The sequence below is a fragment of the Sphingobacterium sp. genome (genome assembly GCF_039596235.1).
Classification (GTDB): Bacteria; Bacteroidota; Bacteroidia; order Sphingobacteriales; family Sphingobacteriaceae; genus Sphingobacterium.
Map to the genome: position 1 here is coordinate 140,483 of NZ_JBCNKE010000004.1, position 19,106 is coordinate 159,588.

At 41.5% G+C, this 19,106-nt stretch carries 11 protein-coding genes; 1 reads left to right on the forward strand and 10 read right to left on the reverse strand.

Translation table 11 applies throughout. The features are described from left to right. Positions 1 to 17 precede the first annotated feature (17 nt). The 3 genes from ABDW32_RS10480 to ABDW32_RS10490 all read right to left on the reverse strand — a co-directional run bounded on the left by ABDW32_RS10480 (position 18) and on the right by ABDW32_RS10490 (position 5,742). Positions 18 to 3,173, reverse strand: a complete 3,156-nt coding sequence (locus tag ABDW32_RS10480; RefSeq protein WP_343562119.1) for a TonB-dependent receptor — start codon at positions 3,171 to 3,173, stop codon at positions 18 to 20. A gap of 168 nt (positions 3,174 to 3,341) precedes the next feature. Continuing rightward, a complete protein-coding gene (locus ABDW32_RS10485; protein WP_343562121.1) occupies positions 3,342 to 4,535 on the reverse strand; it encodes a sugar MFS transporter in 1,194 nt (397 codons plus the stop codon). Between the two features lie 31 nt (positions 4,536 to 4,566). Then, on the reverse strand, positions 4,567 to 5,742 hold the full coding sequence (locus ABDW32_RS10490; RefSeq protein WP_343562123.1) for an AGE family epimerase/isomerase: 1,176 nt from the start codon (positions 5,740 to 5,742) through the stop codon (positions 4,567 to 4,569). A gap of 236 nt (positions 5,743 to 5,978) precedes the next feature. On the opposite strand from ABDW32_RS10490, the gene ABDW32_RS10495 reads away from it, so the two are divergent. Beyond that, positions 5,979 to 7,217: an ROK family protein gene (locus ABDW32_RS10495; RefSeq protein WP_343562125.1), complete on the forward strand. Its 1,239-nt coding sequence runs from the start codon at positions 5,979 to 5,981 to the stop codon at positions 7,215 to 7,217. A 92-nt stretch (positions 7,218 to 7,309) separates the two neighbouring features. Here the strand turns inward: ABDW32_RS10495 and ABDW32_RS10500 are convergent, their stop codons facing one another. The 7 genes from ABDW32_RS10500 to ABDW32_RS10530 form a co-directional block, all read right to left on the reverse strand. Continuing rightward, entirely contained in the window at positions 7,310 to 7,975 is a 666-nt protein-coding gene (locus ABDW32_RS10500) for a hypothetical protein (protein WP_343562127.1), read from the reverse strand. Positions 7,976 to 8,015: 40 nt separating this feature from the next. Continuing rightward, a complete protein-coding gene (locus ABDW32_RS10505; protein ID WP_343562129.1) occupies positions 8,016 to 8,564 on the reverse strand; it encodes a sigma-70 family RNA polymerase sigma factor in 549 nt (182 codons plus the stop codon). A 181-nt stretch (positions 8,565 to 8,745) separates the two neighbouring features. Then, positions 8,746 to 11,343: a TonB-dependent receptor gene (locus ABDW32_RS10510; protein ID WP_343562131.1), complete on the reverse strand. Its 2,598-nt coding sequence runs from the start codon at positions 11,341 to 11,343 to the stop codon at positions 8,746 to 8,748. Between the two features lie 710 nt (positions 11,344 to 12,053). After that, positions 12,054 to 13,310: a putative sulfate exporter family transporter gene (locus tag ABDW32_RS10515; RefSeq protein WP_343562133.1), complete on the reverse strand. Its 1,257-nt coding sequence runs from the start codon at positions 13,308 to 13,310 to the stop codon at positions 12,054 to 12,056. Positions 13,311 to 13,430: 120 nt separating this feature from the next. Beyond that, positions 13,431 to 15,212 carry an acyl-CoA dehydrogenase family protein gene (locus ABDW32_RS10520; RefSeq protein WP_343562135.1) on the reverse strand — a complete coding sequence of 594 codons (1,782 nt, stop codon included), beginning with the start codon at positions 15,210 to 15,212 and terminating at the stop codon, positions 13,431 to 13,433. 130 nt (positions 15,213 to 15,342) lie between these two features. Continuing rightward, a complete protein-coding gene (locus tag ABDW32_RS10525; RefSeq protein WP_343562137.1) occupies positions 15,343 to 16,518 on the reverse strand; it encodes an acetyl-CoA C-acyltransferase in 1,176 nt (391 codons plus the stop codon). A 139-nt stretch (positions 16,519 to 16,657) separates the two neighbouring features. Beyond that, positions 16,658 to 19,087, reverse strand: a complete 2,430-nt coding sequence (locus ABDW32_RS10530; RefSeq protein WP_343562139.1) for a 3-hydroxyacyl-CoA dehydrogenase NAD-binding domain-containing protein — start codon at positions 19,085 to 19,087, stop codon at positions 16,658 to 16,660. Positions 19,088 to 19,106 lie beyond the last annotated feature (19 nt).

The following is a 19,106-nucleotide window of genomic DNA, read 5'->3' on the forward strand; positions in this document are numbered from 1 at the left end:
TTTCGATTAACTTCGTTTTAAAAACCTAGTTGGACTCCTAAATTGAACACACGCTGCACCGGATAACCTAAGCCATTTCCTCCCATTTCCACGTCCCAAAGTTTAAACTTACTCCAAGCCCAAAGATTCATTCCATTGGCATACACACGCAGATTAGAGACCCGGTAGCGATCCAATAGTTTTGAAGGCAAATTGTATCCCAATTCTAAGGTTTTTAAACGTACAAAAGCCCCATTTCTCATCCACCAACTGGAAGTATGGTAATTGTTCTCAACCCCATCAAGCGACAATCGAGGATAGAATGCATACAGATCTGGATTACTCTCCGACCAGTGACTATCCACAATGGACTGCAATAAGCCATTCTGTGTCGATGAACCTAGAAACGGTGCGATAGCCCCTGCACTAATAAAGAAAGAAGATCGTGCGGACCCTTGTGCTAAAGCACTAATATCAAAACCCTTGTAACCGTAAGTAAAACTTAAGCCATAAATAATCTCCGGTACAGTTGGATAACCTAAAGGCACCATATCCATATCTGAAATCCGCCCATCCCCATTGATATCGTGATATTTTAAATCTCCTGCACGATAATTCGTATACCAAAACTGTTTTGGTGAATTGGCAACTTCGAGATCATCCACGAAATAGCGCTCCGCCACATAGCCAAATGTTTGGGAAGTCGAATTACCTATGATTGAGCGATGTACACCTGTGGGGTAATCTGTTTCTTCAAATTGTGTAATTTTATTGGTCGCATAGGTAAAGGTTCCCTTCACGGTTAGGAAACTATTGTTCATAAAAGATCGGGTATAATCCAATGTCGCATCAAGCCCTCGACTTCTTACCTCAGCCAGATTTGCCTGTGGCGTAGAAGACAGGCCCATTGTAAGCGGAATATGTGCCCGGGGCTGCAGAATATTGGTACGGTGCTCCTTAAATAGGTCCAGTTCCAGACTAAAACTTTTAAACAGCCCCAGCTCTAACCCCACATTGGTTTTATAAGCCTTTTCCCAACTAATGTCATAGCTGGCATAGCGGTTAACACTGATTCCGGATTTACTTTCACTAAAGTTTTGCCCAAATGTATATCCCCTGTCTCCGTTGTTCATATTGACATCCGACATATAATAAAAGCGATCCGTATCATACCCGATCTGATCATTTCCCACAAGGCCATAAGAGCCACGCAGTTTAATCCTACCACCAGATCCTTTAAAATCTTTTAAAAACGGTTCCTCACTCAAGTTCCACGCCACCCCTATGGAAGGGAAAAATCCAAAGCGGTTTTTCTCATGGAAGCGTTCAGAACCATTATAACCAAAATTAAACTCCATTAAATAACGGCTGTCATAACCATAAGTAAACCGTCCGGACAAGCTCATATTTCGCTTAGGCAGCGATGCCATTAAACTTCCGGCATTTCCAGTGACATAATCACTCATATAGCCAACCAACATGGCACCAAAATCGTGCTTCTCATTCACTACCTTGTTGTAGTTGACCGCTGCCTCCAACCAATTGTAACTATTGATATCTTTTCCCCATTCTTTATAATCAAGATACTCCCTTCCCTCGCCTTCGTTTAATAACCGGAGACCACGGAAGCCTTCATTGGGATCAATAATAGCTGAATAATAAAAAGGACTATTTTGTCTCGCTTTAGCAAAATACGATCTACGTTTGGTGTATCCCATGATACGTGCTGTTAACCCAGGCAAGAGAAAATTAAAGTCTTGATTCAACTCGATCTGAGCCAACATATAGGCTGAACTATTCGTTTCGTAACCAGACAGCATAGAAGCATAGGGATTAAAATATAACCCATTACTCGGTGTTTTCGCATTTCCAAATAAGGGATGTTTTTTCAATGGATCATAGCTCGCATCGAATATAGCGGGGAACATAACGGGGTTCGATTTTAAAATAGCTTTGAACACCTCACCACCTCCTGAAACAGGTCCGTTATAATCGCTAAAGTTACCGCTCAGACGGAACTTTGCCCGTGTAGAAGGAGTAAACCTCAAACTAAAATCTGATAGAAGTCCAAAAGTCCGTGCTTTTACATTCGTATTAAACCCATTCAGTTCCAAGGTGTTAAATATTCCGTTATCTACATTAGCTGTACCCGACACATAATAATCGGCTTTGGCTCCCCCGCCGCCAATATTAAAGTTCAAACGGCTGTTCAATGTATTATCTTTCACCATTAAATCCATCCAATCATTGCTTGGATATAGAAAAGGATCCATACCCAATCTCGTTCGCTCGATTTTCTCTGCGGAATAGGCTGGAACATCCTGGGGCTTTCTGGTTAACTTTGCCTCATTGGCCATTTCCATATAGGTAATGTTATCAGCGAACTTGAAATTGCGGGAATTGGAAGACAGAGAAGATTCGTAACGCACGTTAAATTTGGTCTTTCCATCATGACCTTGCTTAGTTGTTACCAACACCACGCCGTTGGCTCCTCGCGCCCCAAACAAAGCCGCCGCCGAAGCGTCTTTCAAAATCGAAAAAGAAGCAATATCATCGGGTTGAATACGTGCAAATTCATAAGGGCTAGACTCAATACCGTTGATTAAGATCAAGGGATCTTTTTTACCCGTACCATAGGTACCAACCCCCCGGATATAAAAATCAGCATTATCTCTACCCGGCTCACCGCTACGCTGATAGGCGATCATGCCGGCTACACGTCCGGCCAACATGGTGGTCAGGTTACTTGTAGGTCCCTTGAGTTCCTTCGGATTTATCGTTGTAACAGCCCCAACCATCGTTGATTTACGTTGCTTACCAAATGCAACCACTGCCACCTCATCCAGTTGTCCACTACTCATTTCGAGTGTAACATTAATTTCTGCGTCACCATTGATCGCAACTTCCTTACTCTCATACCCCACAATGGTAAAAACTAAATGTCCGTTGGCTGGTGCGGAAATACTGTAACGGCCATTGGTATTTGTTTGCGTGGCGACAGTATTTTTCTCCTTAACCTTCACACTGACCCCGGCCAGTGTTTTGGATCCGTCTTTAACCGTCCCTTTGATCGTGATGAGATTGCCTTGTCCCCATACAGCACTTATCCACATCACGAACAGCAATACCCAAACAGTTTTCACAAAGTATTGAAAAAGAACTTTTTCAGTTTGATTTGTTTCAGGTTTGTTCATATACATAACGGTTTGCCTAGAAAAAGCATAATTGGTTTTATTACTCAAATAAAAGATATATTTTTTAAACAATCAAGTATTTTTTAATTTTTTTTAAAAATTAAAAAGAAAACAAAGTATTTTATTAAAATAAGAAAGGAGTGAAACAAAATAATTTATCAATAAAATCTACTTTGACTGGTATTTATGGACAAATCGTGCATAAATGAAAATCCCCAGATAACATAACGCAGATATAAAAAAGGCTGCTTCCCAGCCTAAACTATCCTTGAGATTCCCTTGGAGATAGGTAACTATGGCCCCACCAGTAATTGCTGTTGACAAAATACCAGACGCCTGCCTAGCATTTTCACCCATTCCATCAATTGACAGACTAAAAATTGAAGCAAACATCACAGAGTTATAGAACCCACAACCTACGAGAAGCAAGACTGACCATAATCCAGCAGTCGAAATCGAGAAAAGCACAGCAATACACCCAAGTCCAGATAATATCATCAGCAGTTTAGAGACCTGAATATAACGGAGATAAAATGCTCCTACCAGTCTTCCAATTAACATTCCGCCCCAATAATAGGAGACAAAATAGTTTGCACTGGACTCCGACACACCTAATCTATCCGCTGTATAATTTGTTAGAAATGTTCCGATGGCAACTTCAGCACCCACATAAAGAAACAATGCCAATACACCGAATTTAAGTTTTGGATACAGCCGTAAAGTATCCCCCAACGAAAGCCTGGTCCGCCCCACCTTAGTTTGAGCCTCGGGAAGCCTAAGCCTCCATATTACAAAGGCTATAACCAGAAGCACGAGAGCGATCATTAGGTAAGGAACAACAAGAGCCTGTGATGAATCGACCGCTCCTTCAATTTTCGACAGGATAAAATGCGCACCAAACAATGGTGCCAATGTCGTACCGAGCGAGCCGACGCCCTGGATCAGCGTCAATCTAGCCGCAGACGTTTCTGGCGCTCCCAAAGCTGTGATGTATGGATTTGCTGACACCTGCAATAGCACAACCCCTATTGCCAAAACAAATAATGCACACAAAAACAAATGATATTCATGGAGCAAGGCCGAAGGAAAAAAAAGCATTGCACCAACAGAAGCTAAAAAAAATCCAACAATCATCCCTTTTTTATAGCCGATACGCATTAGCATCTTCCCAGCAGGAATGGATACTAATCCGTAGGTTAGGTAAAAGTAAAATTGCACCAATGAGGATTGCGCATAATTCAAATGAAAGCCCTGTTTGAAATAGGGGACTAATGTATCATTCAATACAGTAACAAATCCCATCATAAAGTAAAGGACACCTAAACAGGTCAGGGCCCCTAGGTATAATCGTTGGTTATTCATAAATAGTATAAATTGGTTAGCGGGCTATTTCTTATAGATATTCTTTATTCATCTGGATCCGTTCGGCTGTTTTCCATAGTTGAAAAAGTGCACGTGGCACATGAAAAAAACCTTTCCATTTTCCTCCTTTTGCATATGACAATGGATCCCCGTTTCGCTGAAGATAACCAAACATTTCGCCATATTCTTTATCAACAAAATGATCCCAAATGTAAAGATGCAACCGCTCCGCCCATTCCAGACAACGTGGCTCCCTACTAAGTTCGTAGCCTTTAAAAACAGCCACTAATGCTTCTAAATGTACCCACCAAAGCTTCTGATCCCATTCCAATTGCTGAGGTGGAAAATTTTTGATATCACGAAAATAGAAAATTCCCCCATGTTCCGCATCCCAGCCATATTCCAATATATCTAAACTGATCTCAACACACTTATCAATAAGTACCTTATCTTGCCATCGGCGGGCAATATCCATGACAAACCACATTGCTTCCAGCCCATGCCCCGGATTCACAAGTCGCCCTTCAAAACAGTCTATAAATGAACCTTCCAGTGAAACATTCTCCAAAATGAGCTTTAAATCCTTCTGATAAAATATATCCATTACCTCGGTGACACCCTCCACCAAAACTTTCTCCACAACCTCCTTTGGCAATAGATGCTCTATTTCGAGCACCAGATTGCATAAAATCATCGGTAGTGCAAACCCTTTTAAATCACGGGTTCCAGCTACCCCTTTGGAAAACCGTCCTTTGGGATTATCTTTTCGTTCTAAGATGTGATTAAATGTTGAGGTAGCAATATCTGCGTAAGCATCAATATCCGTCGCTCTATGGAGCTGCGCAAATGCCATCGCAGCAAAGCAATCTGAAAAGATACTATAGGCCTCAGTCAATGCCTTTCCATCACGTTGCAGGGAAAAATACCAATGACCCAAAGGATTACGTCCGTGTTCTATCAAAAACTCCCCGCCTTGTACCGCCATCTCTAGCCATTCATTTTTGGGTGAAACTTCATTATACAACATCGCAAAAGTCCATATTTCACGCGCCTGAAGCCACACAAATTTATCGGTGTCAAATACCTGCCCATCACGCAACAAACAGGTAAAAAAACCACCGTATACAGTATCAGGCGAATGTTTAAGCCAAAACGGCACCACATTGTTCAACAAGTATTCCTGATAAATATTGATATATTTTTCCATAATAATTTATAATTCGTCTATATCCATCACAACAGGCAAGGTTAGTAAGGCCTGTTATACGAAAGGCAAATTAATAAAAAAAAGAATTAACAAAAGTGTTTTTATTAAAATATTTTAATAAAAACACTTTTGTTAAAAAAATATAAAACATATTAGTCCGTTTTACAGCAATACGAATATTAATTATAGCATATCTATAGATTAATTACTATAATTGTAAAAATAACATGTGCAGAATGAAATCAATTATTGATATTTTCTCTCCGCTAAAGTCAGATTTGATTACCAATAATGCTGTTTTATATAAGACATCATTGCTAAAAAGGGATATATTATCATTTCTGATTATTCAAAATCGAGGCACCATTGCGGAATTATCTCAGGCAACCAAGACAAGCATTCCAAAGATCAATGAGACCATCAACGAATTGATCACAGAGGGTCTGGTGATCGACCATGGGAAGATACTCAATGGCGTAGGGAGAAAACCGAATATCTATGGTTTAAATCCCAATTGCGCTTATTTCCTATCTGTGGAAGTGAATCGGCATAATATTAATATTGCGATCGTGAATTTCGTTGAAGAGGTTGTTCATATTGAACGGGATATTACTTTTTATTTACAAAATACCCCAGCTTGTTTCGAGTTGCTCTGCAACCATATCGATACTTTTATTGAAAAACACGCTAATGACAGACATAAGATTGTTAGTATAGGATTAAACATTACTGGTAGGGTAGACCATATTACAGGAAATAGTTACAGTTATTTTAATTTTCATGAAACCCCACTTCGAGATGTATTAACCCAACGTTTTGGTGTACCGGGTTATGTTGAAAACGACACCAGAGCAATGGCTTTCGGAGAATACGCGAAAGGTGTGGTTGAAAACGAAAAGAATATCCTTTTTATCAACCTGGATGATGGTATTGGAATGGGTATTATTATCAACGGTGCTCTTTATTCAGGCAAATCAGGTTTTGCGGGAGAATTTGGCCATATGCCTTTTTTAAATAATGATATTATCTGTCATTGCGGAAAAAAAGGATGTTTGGAAACAGAAGCTTCTGGTGTTGCGTTAACACAGCAAATGAAAGAAGCATTATCAGCAGGAATTTCTTCATCCATTACTGAAAAAGTCAATACAATTGATGATATTAAATTACAGCACATTATAAGCGCAGCTAAAAACGATGATATTTTAGCGATAGAATTACTATCAAAAGCAGGTGAAAAAATTGGAAAAGGAATTGCGATCCTATTGAACCTATTTAACCCAGAACTTGTAATTCTCGGGGGGAAAATAGCGACAACGGAATCTATTATCTTACTACCAATTCTTTCCTCGATCAACAAGTTCTCGTTAAATCTAGTCAATACAGACACCTCTTTTAAAATTTCAACACTGGGAGAAGAGGCCGGTTTAATTGGTTCGAGCTTACTGATGCGCAACCGGTTACTGGATTTATCTTAAGGATGACCGGTTCTTCCCGATCTTATCCACCAAGAGGTTTCAGTGCCTTCATTTATTATAACATAACCAACAAAAGAAAGGAGGATAGCCTACTATTGACTATCCTTCTTTTCTATCCCAAAACAATGTGGCGGTTTGATGATATTCGACTGGATGGAATTTTTCAACTCCTTCTGAGGAAAAGAAACCTTGAGACGACCTTTTGTTCCTTGCCATTTACCGCCAGACTGAAGAAGCCGTATAGCCTCGTCGACAAGCGCTTGCTCAGGGGTTCCTTCCGCGCGAATCTGTTCTGGCAATCCGCCTTTACCAATCGTGAAATTAACAATAATCTCTCCCCCTTTTCCAGCATCCTTTACCTGATCATTTAAATATTGCTCATAGGCTTTCCATCCGCCAAGCGGTGTAGCATCCCCCCCGTCCAACAGTGGCTCAATAGCCAGCCTATTTTCTGGTTCACTCAATGTGACATCTGTTGTCCGCTCAGCCTTACCATTGAAATGTTTAAAATATAGAAGCGCTAATAAAACGACAAACAAAACTCCTGCCGCTGCGCCTATGGCCAAACGCTGCCAAGTATAGTACTGTGCATGTCTTGTCGCGATTGTATTCTCGACCCGACGGTTAAGTCTTTGCTGCAACAAACTTAACTGCCTCGCATCCACACCATTCTGCAATCGATACCCATCAATGGCATCCTGTAAAAAAGGGTCTTCTAACGCTTCTTTTTCCAGTTGAAACATTTCTTCTTTACTCATCAAGCCATGGATGTAATTATGAATTCGCGATAATTGATAATTATTTTCCATTTTCTTTCCTTTCCATACAGATCTTCAAATTGCGCTTCCCATTCTGGATAGCACTCTTTACTTTATTCAGGTCATATCCTGTTAAATCTGCAATATCTTTGTAGCACTTTTGTTCGAGATAAAACAAACGTACACATTCTTTCTGTTCCTGGTTTAAGATTTCCATACAACCTTCTAATCGCTCAAAATCCCTTTCTTCCCATTTTGCCTCCTCACTGGTATTGAGTTTTTGTTCACTTTCAAACAAATTGTCTTCAATATCTACCTGTGTCGTCCGTTTATCTTTACGCAATTGCATCAAACAATAATTCTTACTGTATACGTGCAACCAACTTTTAAAATTGTCAACTTCGTAATGACGCAGCTTCTGAATGAGCTCTTCAAAAATCTGCATAACCGCATCCTGGCTACGATCGGGATCTTGCAAATACTTGAAGCACACACCATAAAGCAGGGACATATAAGGCGAATATAATTTCCCCAGCGCAGACAGGTCTCCTGTTGTTTTATAATGTTGTAATAGCTCTTTTTCGTTCATGCGCAAATCTTTCACCTTAATGATGAATTAAGATACGGTTTTCCATAAATAAAGCAAGTAGAGGGCGCAAATTATCATCAATAAAATCCCCATTAACACCAATTCCTTGCTTCGGGCACAAAAAAACCGTCCCTAAATAAATGAGAGACGGCCAATGAAAATATATTTATGAATTACGGATTTAATTCCCCTGTTTCCAATTGTACCGCAGCGTTACGCCGTAGGTTCTCGGATCAGCTACAACTCCGGCATATTGACCATAACTACCAGGGGCCGCGAGCAGCTGCTCATAATAATCTTTGTTTGTTAGATTCCGGCTCCACACAAAAACTGTAACACCATTCGATCCCCTAAAGCCTAAACGCGCATTCAGCAACGTATAAGCATCTATATTCAAATATTTTGACGGAGATGAACTTGAAGAGAATTTGGAACGATGGAAAAGATCTGCCCCCAAAAAGTAGGACCCATTGATACCGATCAGTTTACCACTCTGATTGATTTCTTCGCCCAAAGACCAAGACCATTTGGATACCCCCGGAAGCACTCCGCCTGAAATATCCTTGAATGCCTGTTGCCCACCAACTTCTTCCAGCGGAACTGGTGCATTTGTAAATTTCACGTATTTCGCATCGGTATAGGCCAGTGCAGCATTGAGACGCAGAAAGTGTCCAATATTAATATTACCGTCGAGTTCCACACCTTTGACGCGTACTTTCTCAGCATTGGCCAAGTAGCCGCGATTTACTCCTGGTTCAGGCGTCTGTACCTGGGTTTGATAATCTTTGATGTCCGTCTGGTAAACGGATAAGTTAAGGATCGAATTGCGCGTTGGGTTAGTTTTCACACCCAACTCCTTGTGGCGAACTGCTTCTGGTTTCACTTCTGCTAGATCCAGCAGCACCGTACCATTTGCAGTCGGCAATCCGCCAACATTAATGCCAACTGGCTTATAGCTGATGGAATAGGTAGCATAAGCGTTGATCTTAGGGTTGAAACGGTATTTCGCAGAAAGCTGTCCCGAAAAATTATCTGCATCCGCATTCACATCAAAAGTCTGGTTGGTATAGACCCCATTTTTGAGAGCCAACAGCGCTGGATCGGATGTCTGTAGCCCACCATAGGTCTGTCTATCATAATTTGCTTTCTTTTTGTCGTAATTGTAACGTAGCCCTGGTAAGATATGAAGTTTAGAGGTCACTTCCCAGTCAATCTGTGTATAAGCGGCTAAGCTTGTACTTTTGATCCCGTAAACGGTTTTAATACCGAAATTGTCAAATAAGCCCGGGGTCTCCCATAGGGGACTCGTCGAATTTTTCTGGAAACGCCAGAATGCGCCCCCTGTTTCCTCAGTATGTACAGGATCAGTACCTAGGTCCTGCCACAAGCCAAATAAACCAACAACTCCACTGATTTTCTCACTGATTTTGCCAGAATACCTGAACTCTTGCGACCATTGGTTATGTACCGAATTACCAGCAGAAACTGTGTAAACAGGAAGACCTAAATAATCCCGGTCATTGAGTGGCACCCACGTCCATTTTCGCCAGGCAGAGGTAGATGTCAATGTACCTTCACCAATCTTAATATCAGCATTCAGGGCAACACCGCCCAGTTTATTTTCCGCTTTGGATTGTGTATCGAGGTCGATCTTACGCTCAAAAGCACTTTTGTAAGGTAGCTCATAACCTAAATCTTTGACAATAGCATCAAACTGCCGGTAATCAGCTCGTTGGGTTTTGACAACACCGGCAACTGCCCAGCCGTAACCATCAGGCTTTTGAGAAGAGACATCACCTGAGAGCACAAGTTTGATATTTTCCGTTGGTGTAAACAACAATTGTCCTCTGAATCCAAGATTATTGATATCATTGATTTTTCGATTGGTATGAACATTGAACAGATTGCCATCCCGTTGTGTACCTGAAAAAGAGGCACGGGCAGCCAGATTCTTGGTCAAAGGCCCAGAGATGGAAGTTTTTGCCTGAATAAACCCCTGATTACCATAACTCACTTCAACATTGGCTTCGGGTGTAAATTGCGGTAAACGTGAAGTAATATTAAAGGCGCCGGCTGTAGTATTTTTACCAAAAAGTGTCCCTTGCGGTCCACGCAATACTTCGATCTGATCAATATCAATAAAATCCAACCAAGTTGCTGCCGGCCTCGCAATATAGACGCCGTCCAGATAGAATCCGACACCCGGGTCGATACCGTCATTGGTAAGACCGTAAGTTGAACCTAGTCCGCGGATATTAAGTGTCGTGTTACGTGCGTTGGAAGAATACAGTTGAACCGTTGGAACAAGTTCTTTCAGCCGGTTGACGTTAAAAGCTCCAGCATCCTCCAATGCCGCTCCACGGATAATAGAAACAGGAATCGGCACGTCCTGCAATTGCTCCTTGCGCCTACGGGCAGTCACAACTACTTGATCTAAGGCTTCCAAACGTGGCGTCAGCTCGATCACAGCAGGTGACTGATCCACGACAACCCGTCTTGTCTGATACCCTACAATGGATACAATAAGTGAAAAAGGGAGTTTTTGCCCGGTAACAAATTGAAATACACCCTTGCTGTCAGTCTTCACCTGGTGGGTAACGGCTTCAATTTGCACAGTTACACCTTGCAGGGGCTCTTTTGTAACCGCATCTACCACAGTACCTGTTAATGAAGCATTTATAATGGGTTTAGGATTTTCTACCTGCGCATAAGTTTGATAAGTACCCGCTAAAAGCAAGCTAAATATGACGCTAATTCGAAAAATAGCATTTTTTTTCATAAATTTATTCAGTTTAATAGTGAAAATAAACAAGTGCCAACGCCAATAGAACTTGTTTCATTGTTAAAACTTTGTTTAAAAAGGGAAGCCTCAGCTTCCCTTTTCTAATATAAGAGAGTGTAAGAGAGAAATTTTAACAACACATTCGTTTTCCACTATTTCCAGCAGTAATAAAAGCTATATCCAATGAAGTGATCTGTAAACTTGTTTTTAAATAGTAATCTTGTTTCATTCTTTCCATAATTAAGTATATTCATTTTTCAGCTACCCTTCCATGACGCGCTGTAAATCAGGATAACAGTACAAATATAGAAATATTTTTTAAAAGACTACTAATTTGATAGATTTTATAAATATTTTTTCATAATACGGGCATTAAGCACTAATTAACAACGATTTAACCCGTGAAGAATATATTAAAAAATCTCTTTTCTTGTACAAGTCATTCACGACCACTCCTCGATACAAATATTCCACTTATAATTAGCTTAGCTTTCTCATCCTTGACCAACCTCCTCTTATCCGACAATCCAAAGACATTAAGTATAAAATAAACCCTCTATTTTCGTTGGAGGCATTTAGCGGGAAACAATCGAAGGGGTCGTCAAAATGAAAATGACAAGAATAGAAAAAGTCCACCAAAGATGGTGGACTTTTTCACATATATTATTTAGCTCCGAAGGTATTTCGTATGATACGCTTACGTTAGATTACCGAAACAACAGCAATGCAATCAACAAGGTGACAACAACATTAAAGGTCTGGGCAATCAAAAATGCATAAAGAGGCTTTTTATTATCTTGTACAAAAAGGTCTTTGAAATTTGTTTCCAGACCGATTGAAGTAAATGCTAAGGTAAACCAGAGTCCCTGCAGATTTTTAAGGCTACCCTTGACAGCATCAATTTTTTCAGGGGAAATTACAAAAGAAAATAATAGTGAGGCAAATACAAACCCAAGCACAAATTTAGGGAAGCGTTCCCAGATGATCCTTAGTGTCGGTTTATCTCTTTTCGTTTCCTCATCCACAGATTTCGCGTAGGTCCAATAGATGCTGATCGCAAATGCTGCTAGTCCTAGCAATACGTTTTGTGAGAATTTGACAATTGTACTGATCTTTAACGCTTCCTCCCCCACCAGGGAACCGGAAGCAACAACAGCTCCGGTTGTATCGATACTACCTCCTAGCCATGCACCGGTCACTTCCTGCGACAAGCCCATCCATTCCGCCATATAGGGCATAAAAATCATCATTGGAATTGCGGTGATCAGCACCAAAGAAATCACATAAGAAAGTTTTTTACTATCACCTTTTATGGCCCCGGAAGTAGCGATAGCTGCTGAAACACCGCAAATAGAAACTGCACTGGACAACATCAGGGACATCTCCTTGTCTATCTTCAATTTTTTACAGAGCCAAAAAGCGAAATACCACACCGACAACACAACTGCCAAAGCTTGGATAAGCCCTAAAGAGCCCGCTTTAAGAATATCCCCAAAGATAACGGTGGTACCCAATAGAATTAATCCGATCTTGACATACAATTCAGTACTTAAGGCCTCCTTAAACCATGGAGGCAACTTAAAACAATTGCTGATAACCAAACCGATAATCAAACTGAAAATAACAGCCTCGAGGTTATATTCTTTCACTGTCGAATTGCCCGCTAATATCAACGCGAATACAGTCAAAATAAACACTACAGGAAATACGACCAGTAGGTGTTTAACAGATTTACCGAGCAAAAGTGCACCGAAAACACCTGTCACAAAGACAAATATAAACTGCTGGAAAATCTTATTGAGGTTGGCTACATCAAAAATTGTAGAGGCCAGTTCGGAAGAATTACCCCAGGAAAAATTAGGTACAGGTGCAAAAACACCTGAAAGTGCTAAAAAAATGGTAGCGAGTCCCAAAATGACGACTACCCAGTCTTCTGTAAGTACAAATGATCTTGACGATGCCATATAACGGTTAGTATTAAAAGGCTAAATTTACTATAATTGTGGATACTTTGAGTTATTGTAACACAAAAATGGCCGAAGATTTCTCTCCGGCCAATAACCAAAACCAATAATCATTATCAATCAAAAACAATATTTATTTTCTTCTATTAATTTCTTGGCAATCCGCTGACGTGCATCTTTGATGTTAAATGGTTGCGCTTTGGTGAACCTACGCAATCCAACCAGCATCATATTCAACTCATCGCCTTCACCGAAGGAATACAAAGCTTCTTTACCTGCAGCGTTGATTTTATCAATCGCGCCATACAGATAGATCTTCGCCATATCTGTCGCGTACTCAGCCTTTTCAGAACCCGTATGGACAAGCTTTTCTGCACGTAACAGGACAGATTCAGCGATATATACGTAACCGATAATATCTGCGATATTCATCAGAATCTCTTCTTCTTTTGAAAGCGACATCATCAACTTTTGAACCGCAGCTCCAGCAATCAACAGGCCTGCCTTCTTGAGGTTGGCAATAATTTTCTTCTCTGCTGCAAATGGTGCGTCATCTTCTTCTCCGAAATCAGGAATGGCCAATAATTCACTAGCCACCGCCTGTGCAGGTCCCATCAGATCCAGCTCACCTTTCATTGCCCGTTTTAACAGCATATCTACGACAAGCAGCCTATTCACCTCATTGGTCCCTTCGAAGATGCGGTTGATCCGTGAATCACGGTAAGCGCGCTCCATCGGCGCATCGGCTGAATAGCCCATACCTCCATAGATCTGTACGCCTTCATCCACCACATAATCCAGCATCTCTGAACACCATACTTTGATAATGGCACACTCAATTGCAAATTGTTCCACGGATTTCAATTTGGCTTTCGCTTCATCCATCCCGCCTGCAATCAGTGCATCATAGGCATCATCAATATTTTGCCCCGCACGATAGGATGCTGATTCCACAGCAAATAAACGTGTCGCCATTTCAGCCAGTTTGTATCGAATGGCGCCAAACTTAGAAATCGGTAAGTTAAACTGCACACGTTCGTTGGCATATTGAACGGCATGATTGATCACCATACGAGCCGAACCATTTGTCGCAGCACCCAACTTAATCCTTCCGATATTCAAAATATTTACGGCAATCTTAAATCCGTTTTCCCGCTCGGATAGCATGTTTTCAACAGGCACAGCACAATCATTAAAGAAGATCTGACGAGTGGAAGATCCTTTGATTCCCAGTTTATGTTCTTCGGGATTCATGGTGATCCCGCCGAAATCTTTTTCGACAATAAATGCGGTTAGGTTTTTGTCGTTATCGATTTTTGCAAATACAATAAAGATATCTGCAAATCCACCATTGGTAATCCACATTTTTTGACCATTGATCAGATAGTGGGTTCCTTCGGCATTTAGTTTTGCAGAGGTACGGCCCGAATTGGCATCCGATCCAGCATTGGGTTCCGTCAAACAATACGAAGCTTTCCATTCTCCTGTAGCAAGCTTAGGGATATATTTTGCCTTCTGCTCCGCATTCCCATAATAAAGAATAGGTAAAGTACCAATACCAGTGTGTGCAGACAAAGCTACTGCAAAAGAGAATCCCCCACCTACGGCATCTGCAACAAGCATCGAGGTATTGAAGTTCTTGCCAAACCCACCGTATTCCTCCGGGATCGATACGCCCAGCATCCCTAATTCGCCAGCTTTATCCAACAAACTAGGCATCAAACCTTCTTCTTGCGCGTCAATACGGTCAAGCTTATTTAACACTTCTGTTTCTAGGAAATCCAAACAGGTCTGGCGAATCATTTTCGCCTCTTCATCAAATTCCTCTGGGATAAAAATAGCTGTATAGGGAGTCTCTTTTATCACGAACTCACCGCCTTTGATTGCTTTATTTTCGCTCATTGTTAATTTAGATTTGTGGTGTAATCCGACAGGTGGTTATTGACTGCTCCGATTTACACTATTTTTTAATATTCTTATTCGCTATACGACCCGCGAACAATGTTGTTTATCCGATTTTTAGCCCCGCTCCTTAGTCCAGCAGTTCAAAAATACCAGCGGCCCCCTGCCCTGTCCCCACACACATCGTCACCATACCATATTTTTTACCACGACGTTTCAGTTCATGCAAAACCTGCACGGTCAACTTCGCTCCTGTACAGCCAAGGGGATGCCCTAAAGCTATTGCGCCGCCATTGACATTGACTTTTTCTTCATCAAGCTCAAGTTCACGAATAACAGCCAAAGATTGGGAAGCAAAAGCTTCATTCAATTCAAACAAATCAATATCTTCTTTTTTAAGTCCTGCCTGTTTCAATGCTTTAGGTATTGCATAGATTGGTCCAATTCCCATGATACGTGGTGGCACCCCTGCAACAACAAAACTAACGAGCTTAGCGATTGGTTTTACCCCCAGTTCCTTCACTTTAGCCTCTGACATCACCAGTACAAAGGCGGCACCATCCGATGTTTGGGAGGAGTTTCCGGCTGTTACTGAACCGTTAGCAGCGAAAACCGGCTTCAACTTACTCAAAGCTTCCAGGGATGTATCTGCCCGAGGCCCTTCATCGGTATCCACAATATATTCACGTGTTGCGATCTTCCCATCTTTCAGATAGTTCTCTTTGACAGTAATCGGCACAATACCATCTTTAAGATGACCATTCTGAATAGCGGCTACAGCCTTTTGATTGGATTTAAGCGCAAAGGCGTCTTGATCTTCACGGGAGACATTGTAGTCCTTGGCTACGGCTTCCGCAGTTAGTCCCATCCCCCAATACCAATCAGGATGCTCTTTGGCAACAACAGGATTGGGCACAATTTTCCAGCCTCCGAAAGGCATTCCTGACATCACTTCAACACCACCGGCAATAATGACATCTGCCATACCGGCCTTGATCTTTGCTACCGCTGTAGCAATCGTCTCCAATCCAGAGGCACAATAGCGATTAACGGTAACGCCAGGCACCTTATCAGTATCTAGACCCATTAGGGAAATAAAACGTGCCATATTAAGACCCTGCTCTGCCTCAGGCATCGCATTACCCACGATGACATCATCTATATCTTCTTTATTTAAATTTGGCACAGTGGACACAAGATGTTTAATCACATCTGATGCTAAATCATCAGCCCGCATAAAACGAAATCCTCCTCGAGGCGCTTTACCTACTGCTGTACGAAATCCTCCTACGATGTATGCTTCCATTATTTTTATTTTAGTAGTGAGTAGTGGGTATTCAGTATTGAGTACCACCACTCAATTATCATTCATTTTAAAGACTTTATAAGATTGTATAGCATTTTTTCAATTTCTTCGATTTCCGCAACCTACTCAATACCCAATACTAATTCCGTAAAGGCTTTCCTTTTGTCAACATGTACTGAATTCTTTCAAGTGTTTTACGTTCAGCACAGAGCTCGAGGAATGTTTTGCGCTCAAGATCCAACAAGTACTGTTCGGACACTTCCGTTGGCGATGACAGATTGCCACCACACATCACCCAACCTAATTTTTCCGATATTTTGCGGTCATAATCGGAGATATAATTTCCTTCACGCATGGATGATGCGCCTACATATACAATCCCTAAACCTTGATTGCCCAACACTTTGATATCGTTTCGTGGAGCTGGTTGCACATATCCTTCGTCCGCAAGTTCAAGTGCTTTCGCTTTAGCATCAGCAAGTAAACGCGCGCGGTTCATCGAAATCGCAAATTTATCTTTTTGCAAATAACCTAATTCGTAGGCTTCATAGGCAGAAGTCGAAACTTTAGCCTGACCAATAGTCAAGAATTTATCCTTTAAGGTATTTTGAACAATCTGATCATCTTTAAATTCTTCAGAAGCACGTAATGTAAATTCCTTAGTTCCACCGCCACCGGGAATAACACCTACACCAAGCTCAACTAATCCCATATAGGTCTCGGCATGCGCCTGTACAAAATCTGCATGCATCGAAAACTCACAGCCACCGCCTAAAGTCATCTGAAATGGTGCTACGACAACTGGAATGGATGAATAGCGCAAGCGCATGGACGTATTTTGAAAGGCTCGAACAGCCATATTTAACTCATCAAAGTCCTGCTCCACAGCCATCATGAAAATCATTCCGATGTTGGCTCCAGCAGAGAAGTTTTTTCCGTCATTGGAAACAACCAATCCACGGTATTCTTTTTCGGCAAGATCTATCGCTTTATTCAAGCCCTGAATCACATCGCCACCGATGGTATTCATCTTGGTATGAAACTCACAATTGATGATTCCGTCACCGAGATCAATAATGGAAACACCTGTATTTTTCCAGACGGTTTTGCTTTCACGGATATGATCCAATACAATCAAATCCTCTGCTCCAGGAATAGCTTTATAGGATTTGGATGCAATATCGTAATAATGGCGAACGCCATTTTCTATTTTATAGAAAGATTCATGTCCTGAATCCAACATTTCGTGCACCCAGGACGCCACCTCACCATCCTGCCCTGGCAAGCGCTTCTCTTCAGCTTTGATCTTAGCCAGCGTCTCACGCACCCCTAAAGCATCCCATACTTCAAATGGACCGAGCTCCCAACCAAAGCCGGCACGCATGGCATCATCAATACGGAAGAAATCATCTGTAATCTCAGGAACCCGACGTGAAACATATTCAAATAAAGGATAATGCATGGCACGGAAAAGCTCCGCAGCCTTGTCTGTCCCCTGTTCATAGACTTTCATCCGTTTACGGATATCTTCAACCGGTTTGGTCGCCTCTAAGGTTGTTGACTTAACTTTCTGTTGCGAGCCAAATGTTAATGTTTTAAGATCTAGGGAAAGAATTTCAGAATTACCATCAGCTGTTTTTACCTTCTCGTAAAAGCCTTTTTTTGTTTTTTCACCTAGCCATTTATTTTCAACCATCTTACTGATAAAGGCAGGAAGCTGGAATACACCTTTGGCTTCGTCTTCAGGTGCATTTTGGGCCAGGCCATTGGCTACATTCACCAAGGTATCGAGACCGACAACATCCGCAGTACGGAAAGTTGCTGATTTTGGATGCCCCATTGCTGGACCTGTATATTTGTCCACTTCCTCCACCGTCAATCCCAAGGGCTCAATCAGATGAGTCACTGCCAACATCGAATACACACCAATCCGGTTACCAATAAAGGCTGGTGTATCCTTACATAGCACAACTGTCTTCCCTAACATCTTATCACCAAAATGAAGGATGAAATCGACAACCTCGGGCTTAGTATGTGGTGTTGGAATCACCTCCAATAAAGGCAGGTACCGCGGCGGATTGAAGAAGTGTGTACCGCAGAAATGATCTTTAAAATCTTCACTACGGCCCTCTGTCATGAGATGAATAGGAATACCAGAAGTATTGGAAGTAATTAATGTACCAGGCTTACGGAACTGTTCAACCCGGTCAAAAACAGATTTTTTAATATCTAAGCGCTCCACAACGACTTCAATGATCCAGTCCACCTGGGCGATGTCTTGAAGATTGTCATCAAAATTACCTGTCTTGATACGTTTTACAAATGATTTGCTGTAAATCGGTGAAGGATTTGACTTTAATGCAGTCTCCAACGAACTGTTAACAATCCGGTCCCGAACGGCTTTACTCTCTAACGTTAGACCCTTAGCTTCTTCTGCCGGCAGCAGTTCGCGGGGAACGATATCCAGCAGTAAAACCTCGACACCAATGTTAGCAAAATGACAAGCAATTCGCGAGCCCATAACACCCGAACCGAGAACTGCCACTTTTCTAATATTTCTGTTCATCATAACATATTTATCATGCACA